Genomic DNA, 19,249 nt, shown 5'->3' with positions numbered 1-19,249 from the left:
CTACAGGTGCATAAAATTCTTATCCATTGAGAAAGAGACAGCTGCTTTTTTTGCGTGATGCGCTCATATACGCGTTCACCACCTTTGGTGGGCCGCAGGCTCACGTAGCAATTTTGCTGCGCGAATTTGTTGAAAAACGCCATTATATTACCGAAGAAGAGCTGATGGAACTCAACGCACTCTCGCAGGTTTTGCCGGGGCCATCATCAACCCAAACACTGGTTGGTGTGGCCTGGAAAGTTGGTGGGTTAAAGCTGGCTATACTTACTTTCTTGATCTGGATTTTACCATCGGCCGTAGTAATGTGCCTGGCGGCTATATTTTATAGAACCTTTGCGGCAAGCGGCAGGGTTGATCAGGTGCTACGTTTTATACAACCAGCTGCCGTTGGTATAGTAGCTTACGCAGCCTTTACCTTCGGCCAAAAGTTTTTAAAATCGCAAGTAAGTAAGGTGCTGGCGGCAGGTTCGTTAATTGCCACGCTGATACTGCAAAACCCATATGCATTTCCATTGCTCATTTTGCTGGGTGGCATCATTTCATCGGCTCTTGAAACCCAGCCGGTTGAGGATGACTTGCGGGTGAAGCTATTCTCAAACGTAAATCCAAAAAAGGTAGGGTACTTTATAGGTATCCTGTTGTTTTTTGCCGCACTGGGCGCAGTTATTAATCGCACATCGCCTTTCAGTTTGCCGGTACGTTTGTTTGAGAACTTTTACCGTAACGGGATTTTAATTTTTGGCGGAGGCCAGGTGCTGGTGCCGCTGATGTATACTGAGTTTGTTGAATTAAAACATTACCTAACCAACTCCGAATTCTTATCGGGCTATGCCCTGCAACAGGCATTGCCCGGACCAACCTTTTCATTCACCTCTTTTGTAGGTGCAATAAGCCTGGGCAATCAGGGCTATGGCTTAGGCGGACAAATCATAGGCAGCATTGTAGCCGTTATAGGAATCAATTTGCCGGGGCTAATACTTATCCTGTTCATAGTGCCTTTTTGGGAGGATTTGAAAAAAATCGCCCGTATCAAAAATTCGTTGAGCGGCATTAATGCTGTGGCTGTCGGTTTCATGGTAACGGCACTCATCTTATTGATCAAGCCTTTTGGCGCTAACCTTTTAGCCTACGGCATTATGGCAGGGGCGTTTTCGTTACTATACTTCACCAAACTAAAAACGCCGATAATTATCATCATCGGCGTTGTATTAGGATTGATTTTTTAGTTCTTAGAATGGTGCTTCGTCATCCATATCGTCCATACGGGACGGGCGGATGATGATGTTGCCCGGATTGCTGTCAAATCCGGCTGATGGTGCAAGTCCGCTAAAGGCGTCATGTCCGCCACTGCCGCCTCCAGGTGGCATGTAGTCCATGTTTTGCTCTAAGTCGGCAAATTTTACGTACTTACCAATAAAGCGTAAGCGCACGGTGCCGGTTTCACCGTTACGGTGCTTGGCAATAATAACCTCGCCAACGCCTTTGGTAGGGTTGTTGTCTTCATCGTACTCCAAACCGTAATATTCCGGGCGGTACAGAAACAGTACCATATCCGCATCCTGCTCAATAGAACCAGATTCACGTAAATCGGACAGCATCGGTTTTTTTGAACCACCGGGGCGGTTTTCTACTGCACGGCTCAACTGCGAAAGTGCAATTACCGGTACGTTCAATTCTTTGGCCACCGTTTTCAATGAACGCGAAATGCTACCAATTTCCTGCTCACGGTTACCGCCACCTTTGCCATCTGTTTTGCCCGACATGAGCTGCAGGTAATCGATGATAATCATCTGAATATCGTACTGTGATTTTAAGCGGCGGCACTTAGCGCGAAATTCAAAGATGTTCAAACCCGGCGTATCGTCAATGATGATAGGAGCCTGTTCCAGCCGGCCAATTTTGGAGTGGAGCTGTTGCCATTCCCATTCCTCCATTTTACCTTTACGTATCTTCTCCTGCTCAATTTCGGCTTCGCCCGATATCAAACGATTCACTAACTGTACGGATGACATCTCGAGTGAGAACACTACCACCGGCTTGTTAAAATCTACAGCCGCATTACGTGCACACGTTAATACGAATGCGGTTTTACCCATCGCCGGACGAGCCGCAATAATTACAAGATCGGATTTTTGCCAGCCCGAAGTCATGCGGTCCAGGTCGGTAAAGCCGGAGCCTACACCGGTTAAGCCGTCGGTTTTTTCGCGTAGCTTTTCAATTTCGTTTAATGATTCTTTTACAATATCATCCATCTTGCGCGAGTCGCGACGCAGGTTGTTCTGGGCGATATCAAACAGGTTTTTTTCTGCCCTGTCCAGCATTTCCAGTACGTCGCTGGTATCCTCATAAGCGCTTGTAATTACATCCGTAGATATACGGATCAATTCGCGCTGAATAAACTTTTGGATAATGATACGGGCATGATATTCAATATTCGCAGCCGAGGCCACGCGCTCGGTTAGTTGCGTTATGTAGTAAGCGCCGCCAACCATTTCCAGCTCGCCCTGCTTACGCAGCTGGGCGGTTACCGTCAGGATATCAACCGGCGAGGTGTTTTCAAATAAGGTACGGATAGCATTGAAGATTTTTTGGTGGCTTTCCACATAAAAAACTTCAGGTTTTAAAACGTCAATTACGGCTGATAGCGCGTCGCGTTCCAGCATCAAAGCGCCTAAAACGGCCTCTTCCAAATCACGGGCCTGCGGTGGTAATTTGCCTAATGTACTCACGGTATTGGCAAAATTCTTAACCCGGCGATCACTATTAGCTCTGTTACTGTTATCGAAAATCATAGCTCAACAAAAATAGGCAAAAAGGCTGCTTACTATGTGAAAAAATCCTCCACATTGATGTTTATAACTTAAAGTATTGAAGGTTAATTAGATATGTATTTTATATGCGATGTGATCTGGTTTTTGGATAACTGGCATACAGTATACCACAAGCTAAATAATATACTTACTTTTGTTGCCTTAATTCAAAAAGATGTCAGGAGGTAACTTTAAGCCCCGTAGGGATAATAATCAGTTTGTTTTTGGTATCAGGGCTATCATTGAGGCCATTGCATCAGGTAAAGAGATCGAGTCGCTTTATATACAGCGCGGGTTAACCGGTGGCTTGTTCCACGAGCTGAAAACCATAATTACCGAATACCAGCTCACGCCGCAATACGTACCGGTTGAAAAATTGAACCGCATGACGCCGAAAAACCACCAGGGTGCGGTGGCTGTAATATCGCCTATCATTTATCAAAAAATAGAAAATATTATACCCGAGGTGTTTGAAAAAGGAGAGGTGCCCCTTATACTGGTACTGGATAGCATAACGGATGTGCGCAACATGGGCGCTATTGCCCGTACGGCTGAATGTGCCGGTGTGCATGCAATCGTTATCCCGGCTAAAGGTTCGGCTCAAATCAATGCCGATGGGATTAAAACTTCTGCAGGTGCCTTGTATAAAATTCCGGTATGTCGTCATGATAACTTTGTGCAAACCGTCAGGTTTTTACAGGAGTCGGGCCTGCAGGTGGTTTGTTGTACCGAAAAAACACAAGATTATATTTATAAGCCCGATTATACCGTGCCAACCGCTATTGTGATGGGATCGGAGGAAGACGGTATCCGTAACGAATTGATCCGCACGGCCGATTACCTGGCTAAAATTCCGATGTATGGTGAAATAGAATCGCTTAACGTTTCTGTATCGGCTGGCATTATATTATATGAAGCCGTAAGGCAGCGTACGCCAGCATCCAAATAACAAGCAACTAAAAAGCCCCGATCTTTTAGGTCGGGGCTTTTTTAATTGCTACAGAGTAGGTCTTAGATATATTTTGTGCCGAATTTCTGTTTTACATCGGCAACCACTTGTTTTACATTTTGTTCCTGATCGCGCGGGCAAATCAGCAAAGTATTATTCGACTCTACCACGATGTAATCATGCAGGCCTTGTAAAACCACCAGTTTTTCATCCGGTACGTTAACCATACAGTTCGATGAATCGTACATGATTACTTTTTCTGACGGAATTACTGCATTGCCTACATAGTCTTTCTCTGCCAACTGGTAAATGGAAGCCCAGGTTCCTAAGTCAGACCAGCCAAATTCTGATGGCAACACATATACGTTCTCGGCTTTTTCCATAATACCGTAGTCTATCGATATATTGGTACAGCGCTGGTAGGCAGCGTTAACATGCGTACGCTCGTCTTCGCCATTGTAAACGCTACGGGCTTCCGCAAATATCTCGAACATATCCGGCAGGTGCTTTTCGTAAGCGTCGGTAATTGCCTGGGCCGACCATACAAAGATGCCTGCATTCCACAAAAAGTCGCCGCTTTGGATGAATGTTTTGGCAATTTCCAGTGTAGGCTTCTCTGTAAATGTTTTTACTTTATGGAACTTGCCATCAATCACCTGGTCGGTATACTGAATGTAACCATAACCGGTGTCAGGTCTGGATGGCATAATGCCCAGTGTAATCAGGCACTTGTTTTTTTGCGCTGTAGCAAGCGATTGGTTAATGCTTTCTACAAAGCCGGCCTCATCTAAAATCAGGTGATCAGACGGGGCAACCACAATTACAGCATCAGGGTTAAGGCTTTCTATTTTAAAGCAGCCATAGGCAACGCAAGGTGCAGTATTACGCATAACCGGCTCGGTAAGAATCTGCGAGTCGGTCATGGCCGGCAGCTGCGCTTTAATCAGGTCGGTATAGTTTTCGTTGGTAACTACATATATGTTTTCTGCCGGGCAAATTTTCAAAAAGCGATCATATGTATTTTGAATCAGCGTTTTTCCGGTACCTAAAATGTCAATGAATTGTTTAGGATGAGAGGTGCGGCTAATTGGCCAGAAGCGGCTACCGATACCCCCAGCCATGATTATGGCATAATAGTTTTTATTCATATTAATGTAGTTAGATGTATCTTGCAATAATGCGGTCAAATTTGTGAAAAAAAAAGCTTATTCCGATAATAATAAATCCCAATATTTAGTTATATTCATACAAAGATCGAACTTAACAGCATAACTGCTATGTTAACATTAAAAATCATAATACTATAATAATTTGTTAACATTTTCGCGGGTTTCTAAAAAATTTTGTTATTTTGAACTTTGAAATCTGTACTTACATAGTCCCCTTAAAAGAAAATGATTGAGATAAAAAAATCGCTCTTTGATAACCTGCAAAATTTTTTCGGATTTGATAATTTTAAGGGTGAACAAGAGGCGATTATCACCAACATATTAGCCGGCAACGATACGTTTGTTATCATGCCAACCGGCGGTGGAAAATCAATGTGCTACCAGCTGCCGGCCTTAATGACCGAAGGCACCGCCATTGTAATCTCTCCTTTAATTGCCCTGATGAAAAATCAGGTAGATCAGCTCCGCGCATTTTGCAATTCCGACAGTGTGGCGCATTTCTTAAATTCATCTTTAACCAAAGCCGAAACCATCAAGGTAAAAGATGATGTGCTGAGCGGCAAAACTAAGTTGCTGTATGTAGCGCCCGAGTCATTAACCAAACAGGATAATATCGATTTTTTACGCTTAAACAAGCTTTCATTCGTTGCGGTTGATGAAGCGCACTGTATCTCCGAATGGGGGCATGATTTCAGGCCTGAGTATCGCAAAATACGCCAGGTTATAAGCAACCTTGGTGAAAATATTCCCATTATTGCCTTAACTGCTACAGCTACGCCTAAGGTGCAGCACGATATTCAGAAAAACCTGCAAATGAACAATGCAACGGTTTTCAAATCATCGTTCAACCGGGCCAACCTGTATTATGAGGTTCGCGCAAAGCGTAACGTGCTTAAAGAAATCATCAGGTTTATTAAGCAACACCAGGGCAAATCAGGTATTGTATATTGCCTGAGCCGCAAAAAGGTGGAAGAGGTTGCTGAGGCGCTTAACCTGAATGGAATTAAGGCCCTGCCTTACCACGCCGGGCTGGATGCCAAGGTACGTGCCGATACGCAGGATAAGTTTTTGATGGAAGATGCCGAAGTAATTGTAGCTACGATTGCTTTCGGTATGGGTATAGATAAACCGGATGTACGATACGTAATACACCACGATGTGCCTAAAAGCATGGAAGGTTATTACCAGGAAACCGGACGTGCCGGACGTGATGGCGGCGAGGGTATCTGCGTAGCTTTCTACTCTGAAAAAGATGTGGACAAGCTGCAGAAATTCATGAAGGATAAGCCTGTGTCTGAGCGCGAAATTGGTACCCAGATTTTAAAAGAGGTGATTGATTATGCCGAATCATCAGCATGTCGACGTAAACAGATACTACACTATTTTGGTGAGGATTACGATGCAACTGATTGTAACTGCATGTGCGATAATTGCGCATCACAACGCCAGTTTTTTGACGGCGAGGCCCAACTGCACCGCGCGTTAAGCCTTATCAAACTATTGGGCGAAAAGTTTGACGATCATCATGTTGTGAGCGTGCTTATGGGGCAGGATAATCCAAACGTACACCACTATGGTCATCACCAATTAGAGGTGTTTGGTTCGGGTAAAGAGGATGGCGAAAACGTGTGGAAATCATTGTTACGCCAAGCCCTGTTAGATAACTTCTTATCAAAAGATATTGATAACTATGGCCTGTTGCACATGACTGCAAAAGGGCATGAGTTTATAGACAATCCTTACAGCATTCGTTTTGTATTGAACAAACCGATTGAGGCTACTGATGACGAAGATGGTGAAGACGGTCCGAAACAAGGTGGCGGCGCATTGGATACCCAATTGTTGCAAATGCTGAAAGACTTGCGCAAGAAAATTGCTAAGCAAAAGAATTTGCCGCCGTTTGTTGTGTTCCAGGATCCATCACTGGAGGAGATGTGTACGCATTATCCGGTTAGTACCGACGAATTGAAACAAATATCCGGCGTTGGTGCCGGTAAGGCGGCTAAGTTTGGTGCGCCATTCATCGAACTGATCAAGAAGTATGTAGAGGATAATGATATTGACCGCCCGATTGATCTGGTGATTAAAAGCGCTGCCAACAAATCTGCGCTGAAAGTATATATCATTCAGAACATCGATCGTCACTTGGATCTGGAAGATATTGCAGCCTCCAAAGGTCTTACTTATGAAGAGATTTTGCGTGAGGTGGAATCAATCGTAAACTCGGGTACTAAACTGAATCTGAACTACTACATAGATGAGGTGATTGATGAAGACAAGCAGGAAGAAGTTTATGACTATTTCCGCTCTGCTGAGGTTGACTCCATTGATGATGCCTTGGTTGACTTAGGTGTAAACGATTACACCCGCGAAGAGATACAGCTGATGCGTATCAAATTCATGTCTGAATTAGGAAACTAATAAAATAAGCACTAATAAAAAAGGGAACTTCAATCAAGAAGTTCCCTTTTTTATTATGACCCTTACTCAGTTGTTTACTTAGCAATGATTTTAAATTCAGTACGACGGTTTTGGCTACGTCCTTCGGCTGTGGCGTTAGTTGCAACAGGTTGTAGCTTGCCGTAGCCTTTGTATACCAATTTAGCGGCCCCTATACCATGGCTTATTAAGTAATCATAAACAGCTTTTGCACGATTTTCGGAAAGTGTCTGGTTTATTTTATCGTTGCCTGCATTGTCGGTATGTCCGGATATCTCTATGCGTACGGTGGCGTTCATGCCCAAAAATTCAATCAGTTTATGTAATGCCGATTCCGACTCAGGCTTAAGGCTGTATTTATTGCTATCAAAAAAGATGTTTTTCAGGATGGCTTTTTTACCTACCTCAATGGGCTGTAGGTTTACGTTGATCTCGTAATCTTTCTTCGGTTCATGGCCAATAAGCGAAAAGTTTTCGGAGTAAAAGAGGTACCCGTTTTTAGATATTGTCAAACCATAATTGCGCCCAACAGGTAAAGTTGCCAGAAAGTCGCCTTTGGGCAGGGTAGTGCTATTTTGATAAACAGGTTTGTTCAAGAGCAAATCGGTAATCTCCACATTGGCATCAACCGGGCGCAATGTTACCGCATCGGTGACATTGCCCTTTACATAAATTACCACATGCGGGCGCATCTTTTCGGGCAATTCAAAAGTGTAAATATCAAAGCCACCCATGCCGTTCAATGTGTTAGATGCAAAAAAAGCATAGCTGCCGTTGGCTGTAATAGTAAGTCCGTTTTCGTCGCCACTGGTATTGATGGGATAGCCCAGGTTCTCCGGTTTCTGCCATTTGCCATTTGCCTCAAGCCTGCTCACAAACAAATCTTTATTGCCCATACCCGGCCAGCCGTTTGAGCAGAAGTATAAAGTGCTATCATCGGGGTGAATGTAGGGCGATTGTTCATCGTACGGTGTGTTGATATTAGGCCCCAGATTTTCTGGTTGCGACCAGCCTTTCTCGGTCACCTGGCATTTCCATATATCATAGCCGCCGTAACCGCCCGGACGGTTACTCACAAAATAAAGCGTATGCCCATCAGCACTGATAGACGGTTGTGATTCCCAGCCAGGTCCGTTTATAGGTGAGCTTAAATTGAATGGTTTGCTCCAGTCTTCACCTTTCTTTTGGGTAACATAAATATCGCATCGCCCTTGCCCGTCGGGCCGGTTACAGCCTGTAAAAAATAAGTATTTGCCATCCTGAGAAATTGATTGTGCACCTTCGTTATACTCAACGGTGTTAATCTGCTGGCTTAGGTAAACAGCGTTAGTCCACTTATTACTAAGCTTTTGGCTTTTATAAAAATCCTCGTTGTTATTAACCTTGCGGGTAAAAATCAGCGTAGCCTCATCTGCGGTTGATACCGGCAAATATTCATCATTGGCTGTATTGATCTCAGGCCCGAGGTTGACTGGCTTAAATGGTACCGGATGTTGCAACGCGGTAGTGGCAAAGTTACAGTCGGCAATAAGTTTGCGGGCATAGAACCGGTTCTCGCTGGTAATACCCGGGTAGGTAAGGTACTTTTCAAGGTGTAATTTCGCCTGGGTATAGTCAGCTGTATTGATCTCAGTTTCCCCAAGCTTTAGATATATGGCCCGGGTAAAATCCGGGTTAAGTAGAATGGCTTTACGGTAGTGTGCAATGGCTGGCTTGTACTGCATCTGCATTTTCAGCAAATCGGCCAGTTGGGCATGTGCATCAGTAAAATTTGAATCGGCCTCAAGGGCTTGTTCCAGTAATGCTGCGGCACCCTGATAGTCGCGCCTGTCAATACTGGCGTTCGCTTTTTTATAATAGGTAATGGCCGAGTTGCTTGTAGTGTTGTAGGGTTTGTTTTGCCCGCTGGCCACAACGGCCCAGGTGGTTAGTAAAAGTAGAAGACAGCGCCTCATTTTTCAAGGTAATAAAGCACTAAATTAGAATATATTATGGAATATTCATGTACTTATGCGTTTGTAACGACATTTCCCACTGCGGGTTGTTCATTACATAATCTACAATAAGCGGCATCATTTCTTTCGATTTTGACCACTCGGGTTGCAAGAATAATTTACATGCTGGCGATACCCGCTTAGCATGCTCTTCGGCCCAGGCAAAATCCGACTTGTTAAATACGATCACCTTCAGTTCGTGAGCAAAAGCGGCAACGTCAGGCATAGGAGCTTTGAATTTTTTAGGCGACAAACAGATCCAGTCCCATTGGCCCGAAAGCGGATAAGCACCCGAGGTTTCGATAAAGGTTTTGATCCCGTTTTGATGCAGCTGAGAGGTAAGATAATCCAGATTGTAGATCAATGGCTCCCCGCCGGTAACCACCACATTTTTTGATGGATAGCGCATGGCATGCTCAACAATCGTATCCGTTTGAGTAAGCGGGTGTAGCTCGGCATCCCAGCTTTCTTTAACATCGCACCAGTGGCAGCCTACATCGCAACCACCCAGCCTTATAAAATAAGCTGCTTTGCCGCTGTTGTAGCCTTCGCCCTGAATAGTATAAAACTCCTCCATCAACGGAAGAAGAGAGCCATCCTCTGGTATATTATGTGCCATAAAATTAATCGGCAAAGATAAGCAATTACGTGCAGTGGTAAGTTAAAATAACGCTTTATAAACTCTTATTTAATTCGTATAATTACTTGCAAATGAGCGTTATGAAAAAAGTTTACTTTTTGATTATAATAAGCTTATCGTTATGTTGCTCATCCTGTGTGGATATGGTAGAGCAATATACGTTCAAAGCCAATGGCGCCTGCACTGTTAGTTACCGTTTTGATATGAGCCGGGCCGTATCGGTGCTCATGAATCTGATGTCTGATTCCTTAACGAATACGCCGCAGTTCTCCATCAAAAAAGATACTTCCATGAACTTCTATAGCGCGCTTCCAGACAGTGCGCAGGCCCGCATGACGGCCGAAGAAGCCGCTATGGCCAAAAGCAGTAACCTGTCTATCCTGATGAACCTGAAACGCAGCCAAATGAAGGTAAGCATCGATCATGAGGCCAAATCACCGGAGGAATTGGAAGGCTACCTGCAACGTTTATCCAAAATGGCTGGCAACCAGCAGATTAGTGCGTCGCAAAAAGCAGATAAAACATTTAAAAGCGTAGATGTGCAGCAGCTAATTGCCGGACAGGATTGCTACTCATATCAAATTACACCAAACAAATTCTATCGTATCATTGACCTGAAAAAGTTTAATGCTTTTTTAAAGAAAACCCAATCTACCTTTGCCATGGCCCGCGCCATGCTTATTGATATGCCCTATAAGGTGGTGCTACGCTTTGCCAAGCCGGTTAAAAAGATAAACAACCCCAAAGCCGTACTCTCGGCCGATCGCAGGCAGGTAACATTACAAACCAATATGGATGATGTGATGAAAAACCCTACTCTAATGAATCTGAAAATCGATTTTTAATGGCGTGGTACAAAGTGGCGTCGCCGTTACAGAATGATGAATCTTTCATAAAGAAAGTAAAAGCCGGATCGCAAACTGTTTGCTTAATTAATAATGAGGGGGCGTTACATGCTGTAAGTGCCAAATGCCCACATGCCGGTGCAGATTTAAGTGCCGGCTGGTGTGAGCAAGGGAAACTTGTATGTCCGTATCATCGCTATTCTTATGATTTATTGACCGGCAGAGGTAGCCCCGGCCAAAATGATTATGTAAGCGTTTATCCGGTTGATAGTCGTGATGATGGTATTTATGTTGAAATAAATTCGCTTTGGGAAAAGATAAAACGCATCTTTCATTAGATACAAGATGAATAAGGAACATCAGTATACCTTGACAACCCAGTGGACGGGTAATAATGGAACCGGAACAAGTAATTACAAATCATATCAACGTAGTTATCAAATTAGCATCGCCGGTAAGCCTGATATAGCCGGTTCGTCCGACCCTCAGTTTATGGGCGATCCATCCAGACATAACCCGGAAGATTTGCTGGTAGCTTCGCTATCGGCCTGCCATATGCTTTGGTACCTGCACTTGTGTGCAGAGGCTGGCGTGATGGTGGTTGACTATGTTGACCGTGCAAACGGCACCATGGTTGAAATGCCGGATGGTAGTGGCCGCTTTACAGAAGTAACCTTAAATCCCATGGTTACCATAACTGACCACAATATGGCCGATAAAGCAATGGCCCTTCATGCCAAGGCTAACAAAATGTGCTTCATAGCCAATTCAGTTAACTTTCCGGTAAGGCACGTGGCTATCTGCAAAATAGCAGGAGAGTAGATATAATAAAAAAAGCATGCGTTGGAAAACGCATGCTTTTTTTAGTTTGAGAAAATAGCTTTATACTGTTTTTAAATCAGGATATACCTGACGGTTGGCAGAAGCTAAGGTGTTTTTTAACAGGCCTATAATCGTCATTAATCCAACGCCGCCCGGTACCGGGGTAATCCATGAGGCTTTAGGGGCTACGTTTTCAAAATCCACATCGCCATACAGTTTGAAGCCTGATTTGGTTGTGGTCGACGTTTCTCGGTTCATACCTACGTCAATGATAACGGCACCCTCTTTCACCATGTCGGCTGTAATAAAGTTCTTTTTACCTATAGCTACAATCAAAATGTCAGCATCCAGTGTAAACTTTTTGATGTCCGGTGTGCGGCTATGGCAGATGGTAACGGTACAGTTGCCCGGCTGTGTGTTGCGAGCCATCAAAATGCTCATCGGCGAGCCTACGATATTGCTGCGGCCAACCACCACGCAGTGTTTACCGGCGGTTTCAACACCGTATTCTTTCAGCATCAAAGTAATGCCGTAAGGGGTAGCCGGGATGAATGATGGCAGGTTGCGCTGCATGCGGCCCAAATTGATAGGGTGGAAGCCATCCACATCTTTGCGATGGTCAATCTTTTCGGTTACTTTCTCCGGGTCGATATGTTTGGGCAGGGGCAACTGAACAATAATGCCGTCAATATCCGGGTCGGCATTCAGGTCGGCTACCTTTTGCAGTAATTCTTCTTCGGTTACGCTGTCTTCGTATCTTACTAAACTCGATTTGAAGCCTACCTTTTCGCAGTTGCGCATTTTGCTGGCAACGTAGGTTTCGCTGCCACCATCATGGCCAACCAGTACAGCCACAAGATGTGGCTTGCGTCCGGTTTGCGCCAGGTATTGTGCAGCCTCTTCGGCTATTTCAACTTTTAATTTTTCAGATACGTACTTTCCGTCGAGTAATTGCATGTGTAATTATAGTATGGATTTTAAAAAGAAAAAGACAACATTGTTCGTGTTGTCTTTTTCTGTATGTGTACAGTTAGTCTAATTTCAATACGGCCATGAAAGCGGATTGCGGTATTTCTACGTTACCCACCTGGCGCATTCGTTTCTTACCTTTTTTCTGTTTTTCCAACAGTTTACGTTTACGCGAAATATCGCCACCATAACATTTAGCCGTAACATCTTTACGCAGGGCACGCACGTTTTCGCGGGCAATAACCTTGGCGCCAATAGAAGCCTGAATGGCAATCTCAAACTGCTGGCGTGGTAAAAGCTCTTTCAGCTTTTCGCAGATCTTTTTACCAAAGTCATAAGAGTTACTGCGGTGAATCAGGGATGATAATGCATCCACCGGCTCGCCGTTCAGCTTGATATCCAAACGAACCAAGTCAGACTGGCGGTAGCCAATTTGCGTATAATCGAATGAGGCGTAACCTTTAGAGATGGTTTTGAGCTTATCATAAAAGTCGAAAACGATCTCGCCCATCGGCATCTCGAAGATAAGCTCCACACGGTCGGCTGTTAAGTACGATTGGTTTACGATTACCCCGCGTTTTTGGATACACAATGACATTACCGGGCCTACAAATTCTGCCTTGGTAATGATGTTGGCTTTAATATAAGGCTCTTCCACGTACTCCATTTTACTTGGATCGGGAAGGTCTGATGGGTTGTTTACAATCAGTTCCTCACCTTTGGTCGTGTAGGCAATGTACGATACGTTGGGAACGGTGGTAATTACCGTCATATCGAACTCGCGCTCCAGACGCTCCTGGATAATTTCCATGTGCAGCATGCCCAGGAAACCGCATCGGAAACCAAAGCCCAGCGCTGCTGATGATTCCGGTTCAAAAACCAGTGAAGCATCGTTCAATTGCAGCTTGGCCATTGATTCGCGCAGCTCTTCGTAATCCTCCGTATCAACCGGGTAAATACCGGCAAATACCATCGGCTTCACTTCCTCAAAACCTTGTATACCTTCGGCAGCAGGGCGTTCAACCAGTGTAATGGTATCACCTACCTTTACCTCACGCGCTTCTTTAATGCCTGATATAATGTAACCTACGTCGCCGGTCTTGATAACTTCTTTAGGTACCTGGTTTAATTTCAGGGTACCCACCTCATCGGCGAAGTATTCGCGGCCGGTGGCCATAAATTTCACTTTTGTATTCTTGCGTATCTCGCCATTTACAACTTTAAAGTAAGCGATAATACCACGGAAGGAGTTAAATACCGAGTCGAAAATCAGCGCCTGTAGCGGTGCTTCCGGCTCGCCAACCGGGGCCGGAACGCGCTCAATGATAGCACGTAAAATATCTTCGATACCCATACCGGTTTTACCCGAAGCAGCCAGAATTTCTTCGCGCTTGCAGCCAATCAGGTCAACAATCTGGTCTTTTACCTCCTCGGGCATAGCGCCGGGCAAGTCCATTTTGTTGAGTACGGGGATGATTTCCAGATCATTCTCCAGCGCCAGATACAGGTTGGATATGGTTTGCGCCTGTATACCCTGCGATGCATCCACAATAAGCAATGCGCCCTCGCAGGCAGCAATAGAACGGGATACCTCGTACGAAAAGTCTACGTGGCCAGGCGTGTCAATCAGGTTTAGAACATAATCCTGCCCGTCCAGCTTGTAATCCATCTGGATGGCGTGGCTCTTAATGGTAATACCGCGCTCGCGCTCCAGGTCCATATCGTCGAGCAATTGGGCCTGCGCTTCGCGCTGGGTGATGGTTTTGGTATATTCCAGCAAACGGTCGGCCAGGGTACTTTTACCGTGGTCGATGTGTGCGATGATACAAAAGTTACGAATGTGCTTCATTTCAAAACGCAAAAATAACTTTTTAGGCGGATAATTTGCTATGCTGCAAACGATTTCGCTAATTTGGAAACATGCCTTTGCAAAAGCCTTTCATCACGCAGCTACAAAGCCGTTTAACCGGCGATTTTAATCAACCGGTTACTATACGGTCCGTCAGCCCGGTAAGTGGCGGCAGCATCAATTCGGCATGGTGCGTGCACACCGATAACGGTGATTTTATGCTGAAGGTAAACAGCAAAAGCGCATACCCAGGCATGTTCCGGTTAGAAGCCGAAGGGCTGGCCACTATCCGAAACACGCAAACTATTGCCGTACCAAACGTTATTTTGCATGGCGATTTTGACGACCATAGTTTTTTGTTGCTGGAGTGGATTGATGCGCAACGCGCTACCCCGCAAGCCTCGCAACAGTTGGGCCGGCAACTGGCCGCCATGCACCGGCATACAGCCAATCACTTTGGTTTTACTGCCAATAACTATATGGGCTCATTGCCGCAAAGCAACCGGCAGCATGCTAACTGGTCAGCGTTCTTTGTTGCTGAGCGCCTGCAGTCCATGGTAAAGCTGGGTGTTGATAAGCACCTGCTCAACTCGCAAGACGTGCAAAACTTTGAAAAACTATACCTGCGCTTGCCCGAGTTGTTTGCCGAAGAGCAGCCGGCCCTTATTCATGGCGATCTTTGGGGAGGTAATTATATCATTGGCACCAACGGCATTCCTTACCTGATTGACCCGGCCGTGAGCTATGGTCATCGTGAATTTGATTTGGCCATGACCACGCTATTCGGCGGCTTTGCACGTGAATTTTACGAGGCTTACCATGAGGCATACCCTTTGGCGCCTAACTGGCAATTGCGCACCGATCTGTGGAACCTGTATCCGCTGCTGTTACACTTAAACTTATTTGGTACCGGATATTTAGGGCAGGTAAGAGAGGGATTGCAACAATATGTTTAAGTTTACGAACTAAACCTTTTATATAAGATGAACGAACTTATAAATAATGCGGGTTACACCCCGGTACAATACTGCATACTTAAAGTGAGCGGAAAGTTTTTAAGTACCAAACTCGAAATTGAAGTTGATTTTGGTAAAGAAAATGCTTCTATCATTAACGACAATGAAGCGCTTGTTGCTCACACCCAAAAAGTGAGTAGTTATTACACCATTGTTGATGCCTTGAACTATATGTCGAGCTTGGGATGGGAAGTTGTGCATGTACATCATCGTGAAGTTAGCGGCACTACTTATAACAACCCGGAATATTTAATGAAAAGGAGTTTGGCTGGTAAATAGTAAATACGCCATGAGGCTATTGTAAGCGGTACAACCACAAGTGGGACGCTTACGGTAGCGAAGGAGTAGAATGGGTTAAATCAAGTCAAGTTCCTGCTTCAAATCCCGCATGTCGGGGTTTACAGATTGAATGAGGTTAATTTTCCAGTCGCGATGCCAGCGCTTAAGTTGCTTTTCACGATCTATCGCGTCTGTAATGCGCTCAAAGTATTCAGTATACACCAATTCAGTCAAAGCATATCTTTTAACAAAAGCCGAACCTTCTCCATTCAGATGTTGATAGATACGGGTTCTTAAATCAGCAGTTACCCCGATGTAAAAGGTTGTACGATACTTGTTGCTGAGAATGTAAATATGCCCCTGTTTAAATAGCATTTCGACGTATAAATTGAAATAATCGTGGTGTCGTTTCAGTCATGCTGAACTTGTTTCAGCATCCATCAGGACAGGTTGAACGTTTAACTACTTGACGTTGAGAATTGCATGAGAAGTGCTGAAACAAGTTTAGCATGACTAAGGTATCAAATTAATATCATAGTTTTATCTTTTATCAGTTGCTCCATCGAACAAATGTTTCGGAAACTTATTTGTTGAATTATGCTGAGCTTTAAATATGGTGCTTTCTAAATCAATCTGTTTTAACTGTCCTTTTAATTCCCACGTTTCTGCAAGTCTATATTTAGGAATAGCCTCCCAATGCTTATTAGAAATATAAAGCCTCTGATAAAGTTTTAGATATTTGGTTGTCCAAATTAATGCAGCTTTCTTGGTGACATTGTTTATATCGCTGTATAGCGATATGTAAGAATCAAACTTTTTTAAATAAATAGTTTCATCAAAATTATCATACTGTCTGATGTTAAAAAGTTGACGGATTGTATCTCTAATAAAAAGTAAACTTTCGTAGTTCTTTATAGAACTAACAATATTATTTTCATTAATAGTGAATTCACTTGATGCCAATTCAACAGGATGCAGCTTTTCTACAAGCTTAGTAAGTTTCTGCAATTTGTAGTTTCCAGTATTCTCATCATAACTTCTATTAAAAGATACTAATTTACAAAATGGCTTAGTGGGTAAAATCCAGTTGTTTTTATCAATATTTCGGATACGTTTTGTCATTTCCATAACAAAGCAAAGTTCCATTTGAGGCAATCCATAACTTCTCATTTCCCTCACATATAATCCAAATCACTCAAATCTTTTACAGATCCAAAACCAATCACATCTTTCACCACTTGAGTATCGGTTAGTTCCATTGCGTGGACGAGTTTATCGGGGCCGAACTTGTCTTTGATTTCGTGCATGGCTTTCAGGGCGGTTTCTTTGCGGTCCATATCCTCAAAAAGGCTGTACAGCATGTCGCCGTTTTCTACAAAGTTGGTTACGGCCACGCGCAGGCCGTTAATTTGGGTATTGAGTACCGGGGCCGACCCGGTGGTTTGCTCAAACTTTTCGATCCGTAGGCGTATCATGCGCATCAGGCTTACGGCATCTTGTATGGGCGTGGTGATGGTAAAACCATCATCCCAGCGGGTGCCATCGGTATACTTGGCCGTAAAGCCAATAGCCTTACAATAGAATTTGTGCTTTACCATACGCTTTTCGAGCGTGAGGCACAGCGTCATGAACAGCTGCTCTACATAGGCCATGCTTTGTCGCTTTTCGCCGGATATTTGTCGCTGGGCCTGCATGCCCCGGTAATCGTGCGACACAATATTGGTTTCAACAAAATTGAGGCGGTAATGCCAGTATACGCCTTCAATACTCTTAAACAAGGCCTTTAATCGTTGCGGATCGGCGTAACGCATTTCAAGCGGCGTGCGTATGCCACCGCGTTCCAGCCGGTAGGCCATGTTGGCGCCGATGCCGGGCAGGTCGCCCAGTTTAAGGGAGCTCAGCATCTGGTCAATATTCTGCGGCGTAATTACCACCAGTCCGTCCCGATGTTTTTTGCCCAGCTTGGAGGCCAGCTTAGCCAGAAAGGCATTGGGTGCCACGCCAACCGAACAGGTAAGCCAGTCGCCCACTTTTTGCAAAATATCTCTTTTTATTTTGTGCCTTATATCAACAGGGTCGGGGTACATATGCTGATAGTTGGTAAGGTTAATAATGGCTTCGTCGATACTTTTAGGAACTACATCCTGGCAGTAGCTTTTAAGCACTGCAATAATTTTGGTATGAAATTCCCTGTACCGCGCCGGGTTACTTTCCACCGGAACCAGATCGGGGCATACCCGCATGGCTTCATTCAGCCGCATGCCAGCTTTCAGTCCGGCTGCCTTAGCTTCTTTTGACAGCGATATCACACAGCCAAACTGCCCCGTGTACACGCAAACACCTACCGGCCGATGCCGAAGCCAGTAGTTTACCTGTTGTTCACATCGCGCAAAAAAGCTGTCCATGTCTACAAAAAGCACGCGTGCTTCGGTTTGTACTTGTAGTGAGTTTTGGTTCATGATTTCAAAAATGCTAATAATATTAGCAATAACAATGAGCGAAAGGGGATTGTTGGTAACTTTAAACGGCCAATATTTAAGTATAGTGGTGTGGCTCTTACAAATAAGCGCTTATGTTACAATGTGGAATAGATCATTATCTATCTCTGATTTTAAGGCAATTGAAATATTGCATTTTTATACTTATCTGTGTTAACAAAAAGTTCATACTTATCTATTAATTAATAATGGTTATTTTGGACCATGAAAAATCTAAAACCTTATTCGCTTATTTTGATGCTAACACTGGCACTATTTGCTTCCTGCAAAAAAGACAGAAACATACCGCAGCCTAAAGAGCCTGAGAAAATTGATCCGATGGAAATGGCGACAGATTCTGCTTCTTTAGTTATTGATGGAAATACGTACACCTTTAACAATATCTATGTGCGAAAAAATAGTAATACAGATGCAAAATGCAAAGTTGACTCCATTGTAAATGGATACCAGTATTATATATCCGGTCCTAAGGACTTAGTGTACTTCGGCAGAGAGTTTTCCTTTTCAGGGGATAAAACTGATATCACTTTAAGTCTTGGCTTCTATAAAGTATATAATAAAGCTAATGCTAAAAAAGAGGGCTTGCTTTATTACCCGATTGACAGAGATGCTTTTTTTGAACCAGGGGAGCGGAACTTTGCATTAGATCATCAGCGGGAAAATGGAACTGATGGCATAACTTTAACCATAAGAGGTTATGGCAAAAGCTTTAGTGATGAATCACTAGGAAGGCCTACAACAATTACTCAAGATAAACTCAAGGATGCTAGATTTGAAATTACCAACTTTACGAAATTAAAGAATGGTACTTATCTACTTGAAGCAAAGTTTGCTAAAGCCGTAGTTTTTGGTGAGCAGGAGCAACCAAAAACGATTGATAAAGGTTACGTTCGCTTGATTGTTACTTGGCTTATTTAAATATAAAAAGGAATTTGAATAAGAAATAGCATGCCGATTCCTTTTATGGTTG

18 protein-coding genes are annotated in these 19,249 nt (G+C 44.0%); 9 read left to right on the top strand and 9 right to left on the bottom strand.

All coding sequences use genetic code 11. The annotated features are described in order from the left end of the window. Positions 1-26: 26 nt before the first annotated feature. Positions 27-1,226, top strand: coding sequence for a chromate efflux transporter (chrA, locus tag KHS38_RS02955; protein WP_213486905.1), 1,200 nt, complete (start codon positions 27-29; stop codon positions 1,224-1,226). A gap of 3 nt (positions 1,227-1,229) precedes the next feature. Here chrA and dnaB read toward each other — a convergent pair whose 3' ends face one another. Then, positions 1,230-2,792 carry a replicative DNA helicase gene (dnaB, locus tag KHS38_RS02950; RefSeq protein WP_213486898.1) on the bottom strand — a complete coding sequence of 521 codons (1,563 nt, stop codon included), beginning with the start codon at positions 2,790-2,792 and terminating at the stop codon, positions 1,230-1,232. 193 nt (positions 2,793-2,985) lie between these two features. Between dnaB and rlmB the strand changes: the two genes are divergently transcribed. Then, a complete protein-coding gene (gene rlmB, locus KHS38_RS02945) occupies positions 2,986-3,759 on the top strand; it encodes a 23S rRNA (guanosine(2251)-2'-O)-methyltransferase RlmB (protein WP_213486896.1) in 774 nt (257 codons plus the stop codon). A 62-nt stretch (positions 3,760-3,821) separates the two neighbouring features. On the opposite strand, the gene KHS38_RS02940 is transcribed toward rlmB, so the two are convergent. Continuing rightward, positions 3,822-4,907: a mannose-1-phosphate guanylyltransferase gene (locus tag KHS38_RS02940; protein ID WP_213486894.1), complete on the bottom strand. Its 1,086-nt coding sequence runs from the start codon at positions 4,905-4,907 to the stop codon at positions 3,822-3,824. Between the two features lie 249 nt (positions 4,908-5,156). On the opposite strand from KHS38_RS02940, the gene recQ reads away from it, so the two are divergent. Beyond that, complete coding sequence (gene recQ, locus KHS38_RS02935; RefSeq protein WP_213488169.1) at positions 5,157-7,349, top strand: DNA helicase RecQ; 2,193 nt, start codon at positions 5,157-5,159, stop codon at positions 7,347-7,349. Between the two features lie 74 nt (positions 7,350-7,423). Here the strand turns inward: recQ and KHS38_RS02930 are convergent, their stop codons facing one another. Both KHS38_RS02930 and KHS38_RS02925 read right to left on the bottom strand, forming a co-directional pair. Continuing rightward, positions 7,424-9,322 (bottom strand): OmpA family protein, encoded by a 1,899-nt coding sequence (locus tag KHS38_RS02930; protein ID WP_213486892.1) that lies wholly within the window; start codon positions 9,320-9,322, stop codon positions 7,424-7,426. A 34-nt stretch (positions 9,323-9,356) separates the two neighbouring features. Beyond that, positions 9,357-9,980, bottom strand: a complete 624-nt coding sequence (locus tag KHS38_RS02925; RefSeq protein ID WP_213486890.1) for a 7-carboxy-7-deazaguanine synthase QueE — start codon at positions 9,978-9,980, stop codon at positions 9,357-9,359. 101 nt (positions 9,981-10,081) lie between these two features. Between KHS38_RS02925 and KHS38_RS02920 the strand changes: the two genes are divergently transcribed. The 3 genes from KHS38_RS02920 to KHS38_RS02910 are packed head-to-tail and all read left to right on the top strand — an operon-like array spanning position 10,082 to position 11,668. Then, a complete protein-coding gene (locus KHS38_RS02920) occupies positions 10,082-10,846 on the top strand; it encodes a hypothetical protein (protein ID WP_213486888.1) in 765 nt (254 codons plus the stop codon). Continuing rightward, positions 10,846-11,184 (top strand): Rieske (2Fe-2S) protein, encoded by a 339-nt coding sequence (locus KHS38_RS02915; protein WP_213486886.1) that lies wholly within the window; start codon positions 10,846-10,848, stop codon positions 11,182-11,184. Before KHS38_RS02920 ends, KHS38_RS02915 begins: the two co-directional genes overlap by 1 nt. A 7-nt stretch (positions 11,185-11,191) precedes the next feature. After that, on the top strand, positions 11,192-11,668 hold the full coding sequence (locus KHS38_RS02910) for an OsmC family protein (RefSeq protein ID WP_213486885.1): 477 nt from the start codon (positions 11,192-11,194) through the stop codon (positions 11,666-11,668). A 60-nt stretch (positions 11,669-11,728) separates the two neighbouring features. Here KHS38_RS02910 and KHS38_RS02905 read toward each other — a convergent pair whose 3' ends face one another. Together KHS38_RS02905 and lepA are read right to left on the bottom strand one after the other, a co-directional pair. Further along, the gene (locus KHS38_RS02905) at positions 11,729-12,625 is read right to left on the bottom strand and encodes a bifunctional 5,10-methylenetetrahydrofolate dehydrogenase/5,10-methenyltetrahydrofolate cyclohydrolase (RefSeq protein ID WP_213486883.1); all 897 of its coding nucleotides are present in this window, start codon (positions 12,623-12,625) and stop codon (positions 11,729-11,731) included. Between the two features lie 73 nt (positions 12,626-12,698). Further along, positions 12,699-14,486, bottom strand: coding sequence for a translation elongation factor 4 (gene lepA, locus KHS38_RS02900; RefSeq protein ID WP_213486881.1), 1,788 nt, complete (start codon positions 14,484-14,486; stop codon positions 12,699-12,701). A 71-nt stretch (positions 14,487-14,557) separates the two neighbouring features. Here lepA and KHS38_RS02895 point away from each other — a divergent pair, with 71 nt between their 5' ends. Then, on the top strand, positions 14,558-15,442 hold the full coding sequence (locus KHS38_RS02895) for a fructosamine kinase family protein (protein ID WP_213486879.1): 885 nt from the start codon (positions 14,558-14,560) through the stop codon (positions 15,440-15,442). Between the two features lie 27 nt (positions 15,443-15,469). After that, a complete protein-coding gene (locus KHS38_RS02890; RefSeq protein WP_213486877.1) occupies positions 15,470-15,781 on the top strand; it encodes a hypothetical protein in 312 nt (103 codons plus the stop codon). A 75-nt stretch (positions 15,782-15,856) separates the two neighbouring features. Here the strand turns inward: KHS38_RS02890 and KHS38_RS02885 are convergent, their stop codons facing one another. The 3 genes from KHS38_RS02885 to KHS38_RS02875 all read right to left on the bottom strand — a co-directional run bounded on the left by KHS38_RS02885 (position 15,857) and on the right by KHS38_RS02875 (position 18,240). Continuing rightward, a complete protein-coding gene (locus KHS38_RS02885) occupies positions 15,857-16,156 on the bottom strand; it encodes a GIY-YIG nuclease family protein (RefSeq protein WP_213486875.1) in 300 nt (99 codons plus the stop codon). Between the two features lie 165 nt (positions 16,157-16,321). Then, complete coding sequence (locus tag KHS38_RS02880) at positions 16,322-16,951, bottom strand: hypothetical protein (protein ID WP_213486873.1); 630 nt, start codon at positions 16,949-16,951, stop codon at positions 16,322-16,324. 5 nt (positions 16,952-16,956) lie between these two features. After that, entirely contained in the window at positions 16,957-18,240 is a 1,284-nt protein-coding gene (locus KHS38_RS02875; protein ID WP_213486871.1) for a DNA polymerase Y family protein, read from the bottom strand. Between the two features lie 243 nt (positions 18,241-18,483). On the opposite strand from KHS38_RS02875, the gene KHS38_RS02870 reads away from it, so the two are divergent. Beyond that, positions 18,484-19,197: a hypothetical protein gene (locus KHS38_RS02870; RefSeq protein WP_213486870.1), complete on the top strand. Its 714-nt coding sequence runs from the start codon at positions 18,484-18,486 to the stop codon at positions 19,195-19,197. Positions 19,198-19,249: the final 52 nt, after the last annotated feature.

The sequence above is a fragment of the Mucilaginibacter sp. Bleaf8 genome (genome assembly GCF_018390515.1).
GTDB lineage: Bacteria > Bacteroidota > Bacteroidia > Sphingobacteriales > Sphingobacteriaceae > Mucilaginibacter.
The sequence above is the reverse complement of the archived record's forward strand: the minus strand, read 5'-3'. Positions and strand labels throughout refer to the sequence as shown.

Excerpts from the sequence above, each read along its gene's own strand:
- KHS38_RS02890 (WP_213486877.1), top strand. The coding sequence starts at position 15,470 with ATGAACGAACTTATAAATAATGCGGGTTACACCCCGGTACAATACTGC.
- KHS38_RS02910 (WP_213486885.1), top strand. The coding sequence starts at position 11,192 with ATGAATAAGGAACATCAGTATACCTTGACAACCCAGTGGACGGGTAAT.
- KHS38_RS02885 (WP_213486875.1), bottom strand. The coding sequence starts at position 16,156 with ATGCTATTTAAACAGGGGCATATTTACATTCTCAGCAACAAGTATCGT.
- rlmB (WP_213486896.1), top strand. The coding sequence starts at position 2,986 with ATGTCAGGAGGTAACTTTAAGCCCCGTAGGGATAATAATCAGTTTGTT.
- KHS38_RS02925 (WP_213486890.1), bottom strand. The coding sequence starts at position 9,980 with ATGGCACATAATATACCAGAGGATGGCTCTCTTCTTCCGTTGATGGAG.
- KHS38_RS02875 (WP_213486871.1), bottom strand. The coding sequence starts at position 18,240 with ATGAACCAAAACTCACTACAAGTACAAACCGAAGCACGCGTGCTTTTT.
- KHS38_RS02880 (WP_213486873.1), bottom strand. The coding sequence starts at position 16,951 with ATGAGAAGTTATGGATTGCCTCAAATGGAACTTTGCTTTGTTATGGAA.
- dnaB (WP_213486898.1), bottom strand. The coding sequence starts at position 2,792 with ATGATTTTCGATAACAGTAACAGAGCTAATAGTGATCGCCGGGTTAAG.
- KHS38_RS02930 (WP_213486892.1), bottom strand. The coding sequence starts at position 9,322 with ATGAGGCGCTGTCTTCTACTTTTACTAACCACCTGGGCCGTTGTGGCC.
- KHS38_RS02870 (WP_213486870.1), top strand. The coding sequence starts at position 18,484 with ATGAAAAATCTAAAACCTTATTCGCTTATTTTGATGCTAACACTGGCA.
- KHS38_RS02940 (WP_213486894.1), bottom strand. The coding sequence starts at position 4,907 with ATGAATAAAAACTATTATGCCATAATCATGGCTGGGGGTATCGGTAGC.
- KHS38_RS02905 (WP_213486883.1), bottom strand. The coding sequence starts at position 12,625 with ATGCAATTACTCGACGGAAAGTACGTATCTGAAAAATTAAAAGTTGAA.
- KHS38_RS02920 (WP_213486888.1), top strand. The coding sequence starts at position 10,082 with ATGAAAAAAGTTTACTTTTTGATTATAATAAGCTTATCGTTATGTTGC.
- lepA (WP_213486881.1), bottom strand. The coding sequence starts at position 14,486 with ATGAAGCACATTCGTAACTTTTGTATCATCGCACACATCGACCACGGT.
- KHS38_RS02915 (WP_213486886.1), top strand. The coding sequence starts at position 10,846 with ATGGCGTGGTACAAAGTGGCGTCGCCGTTACAGAATGATGAATCTTTC.
- KHS38_RS02895 (WP_213486879.1), top strand. The coding sequence starts at position 14,558 with ATGCCTTTGCAAAAGCCTTTCATCACGCAGCTACAAAGCCGTTTAACC.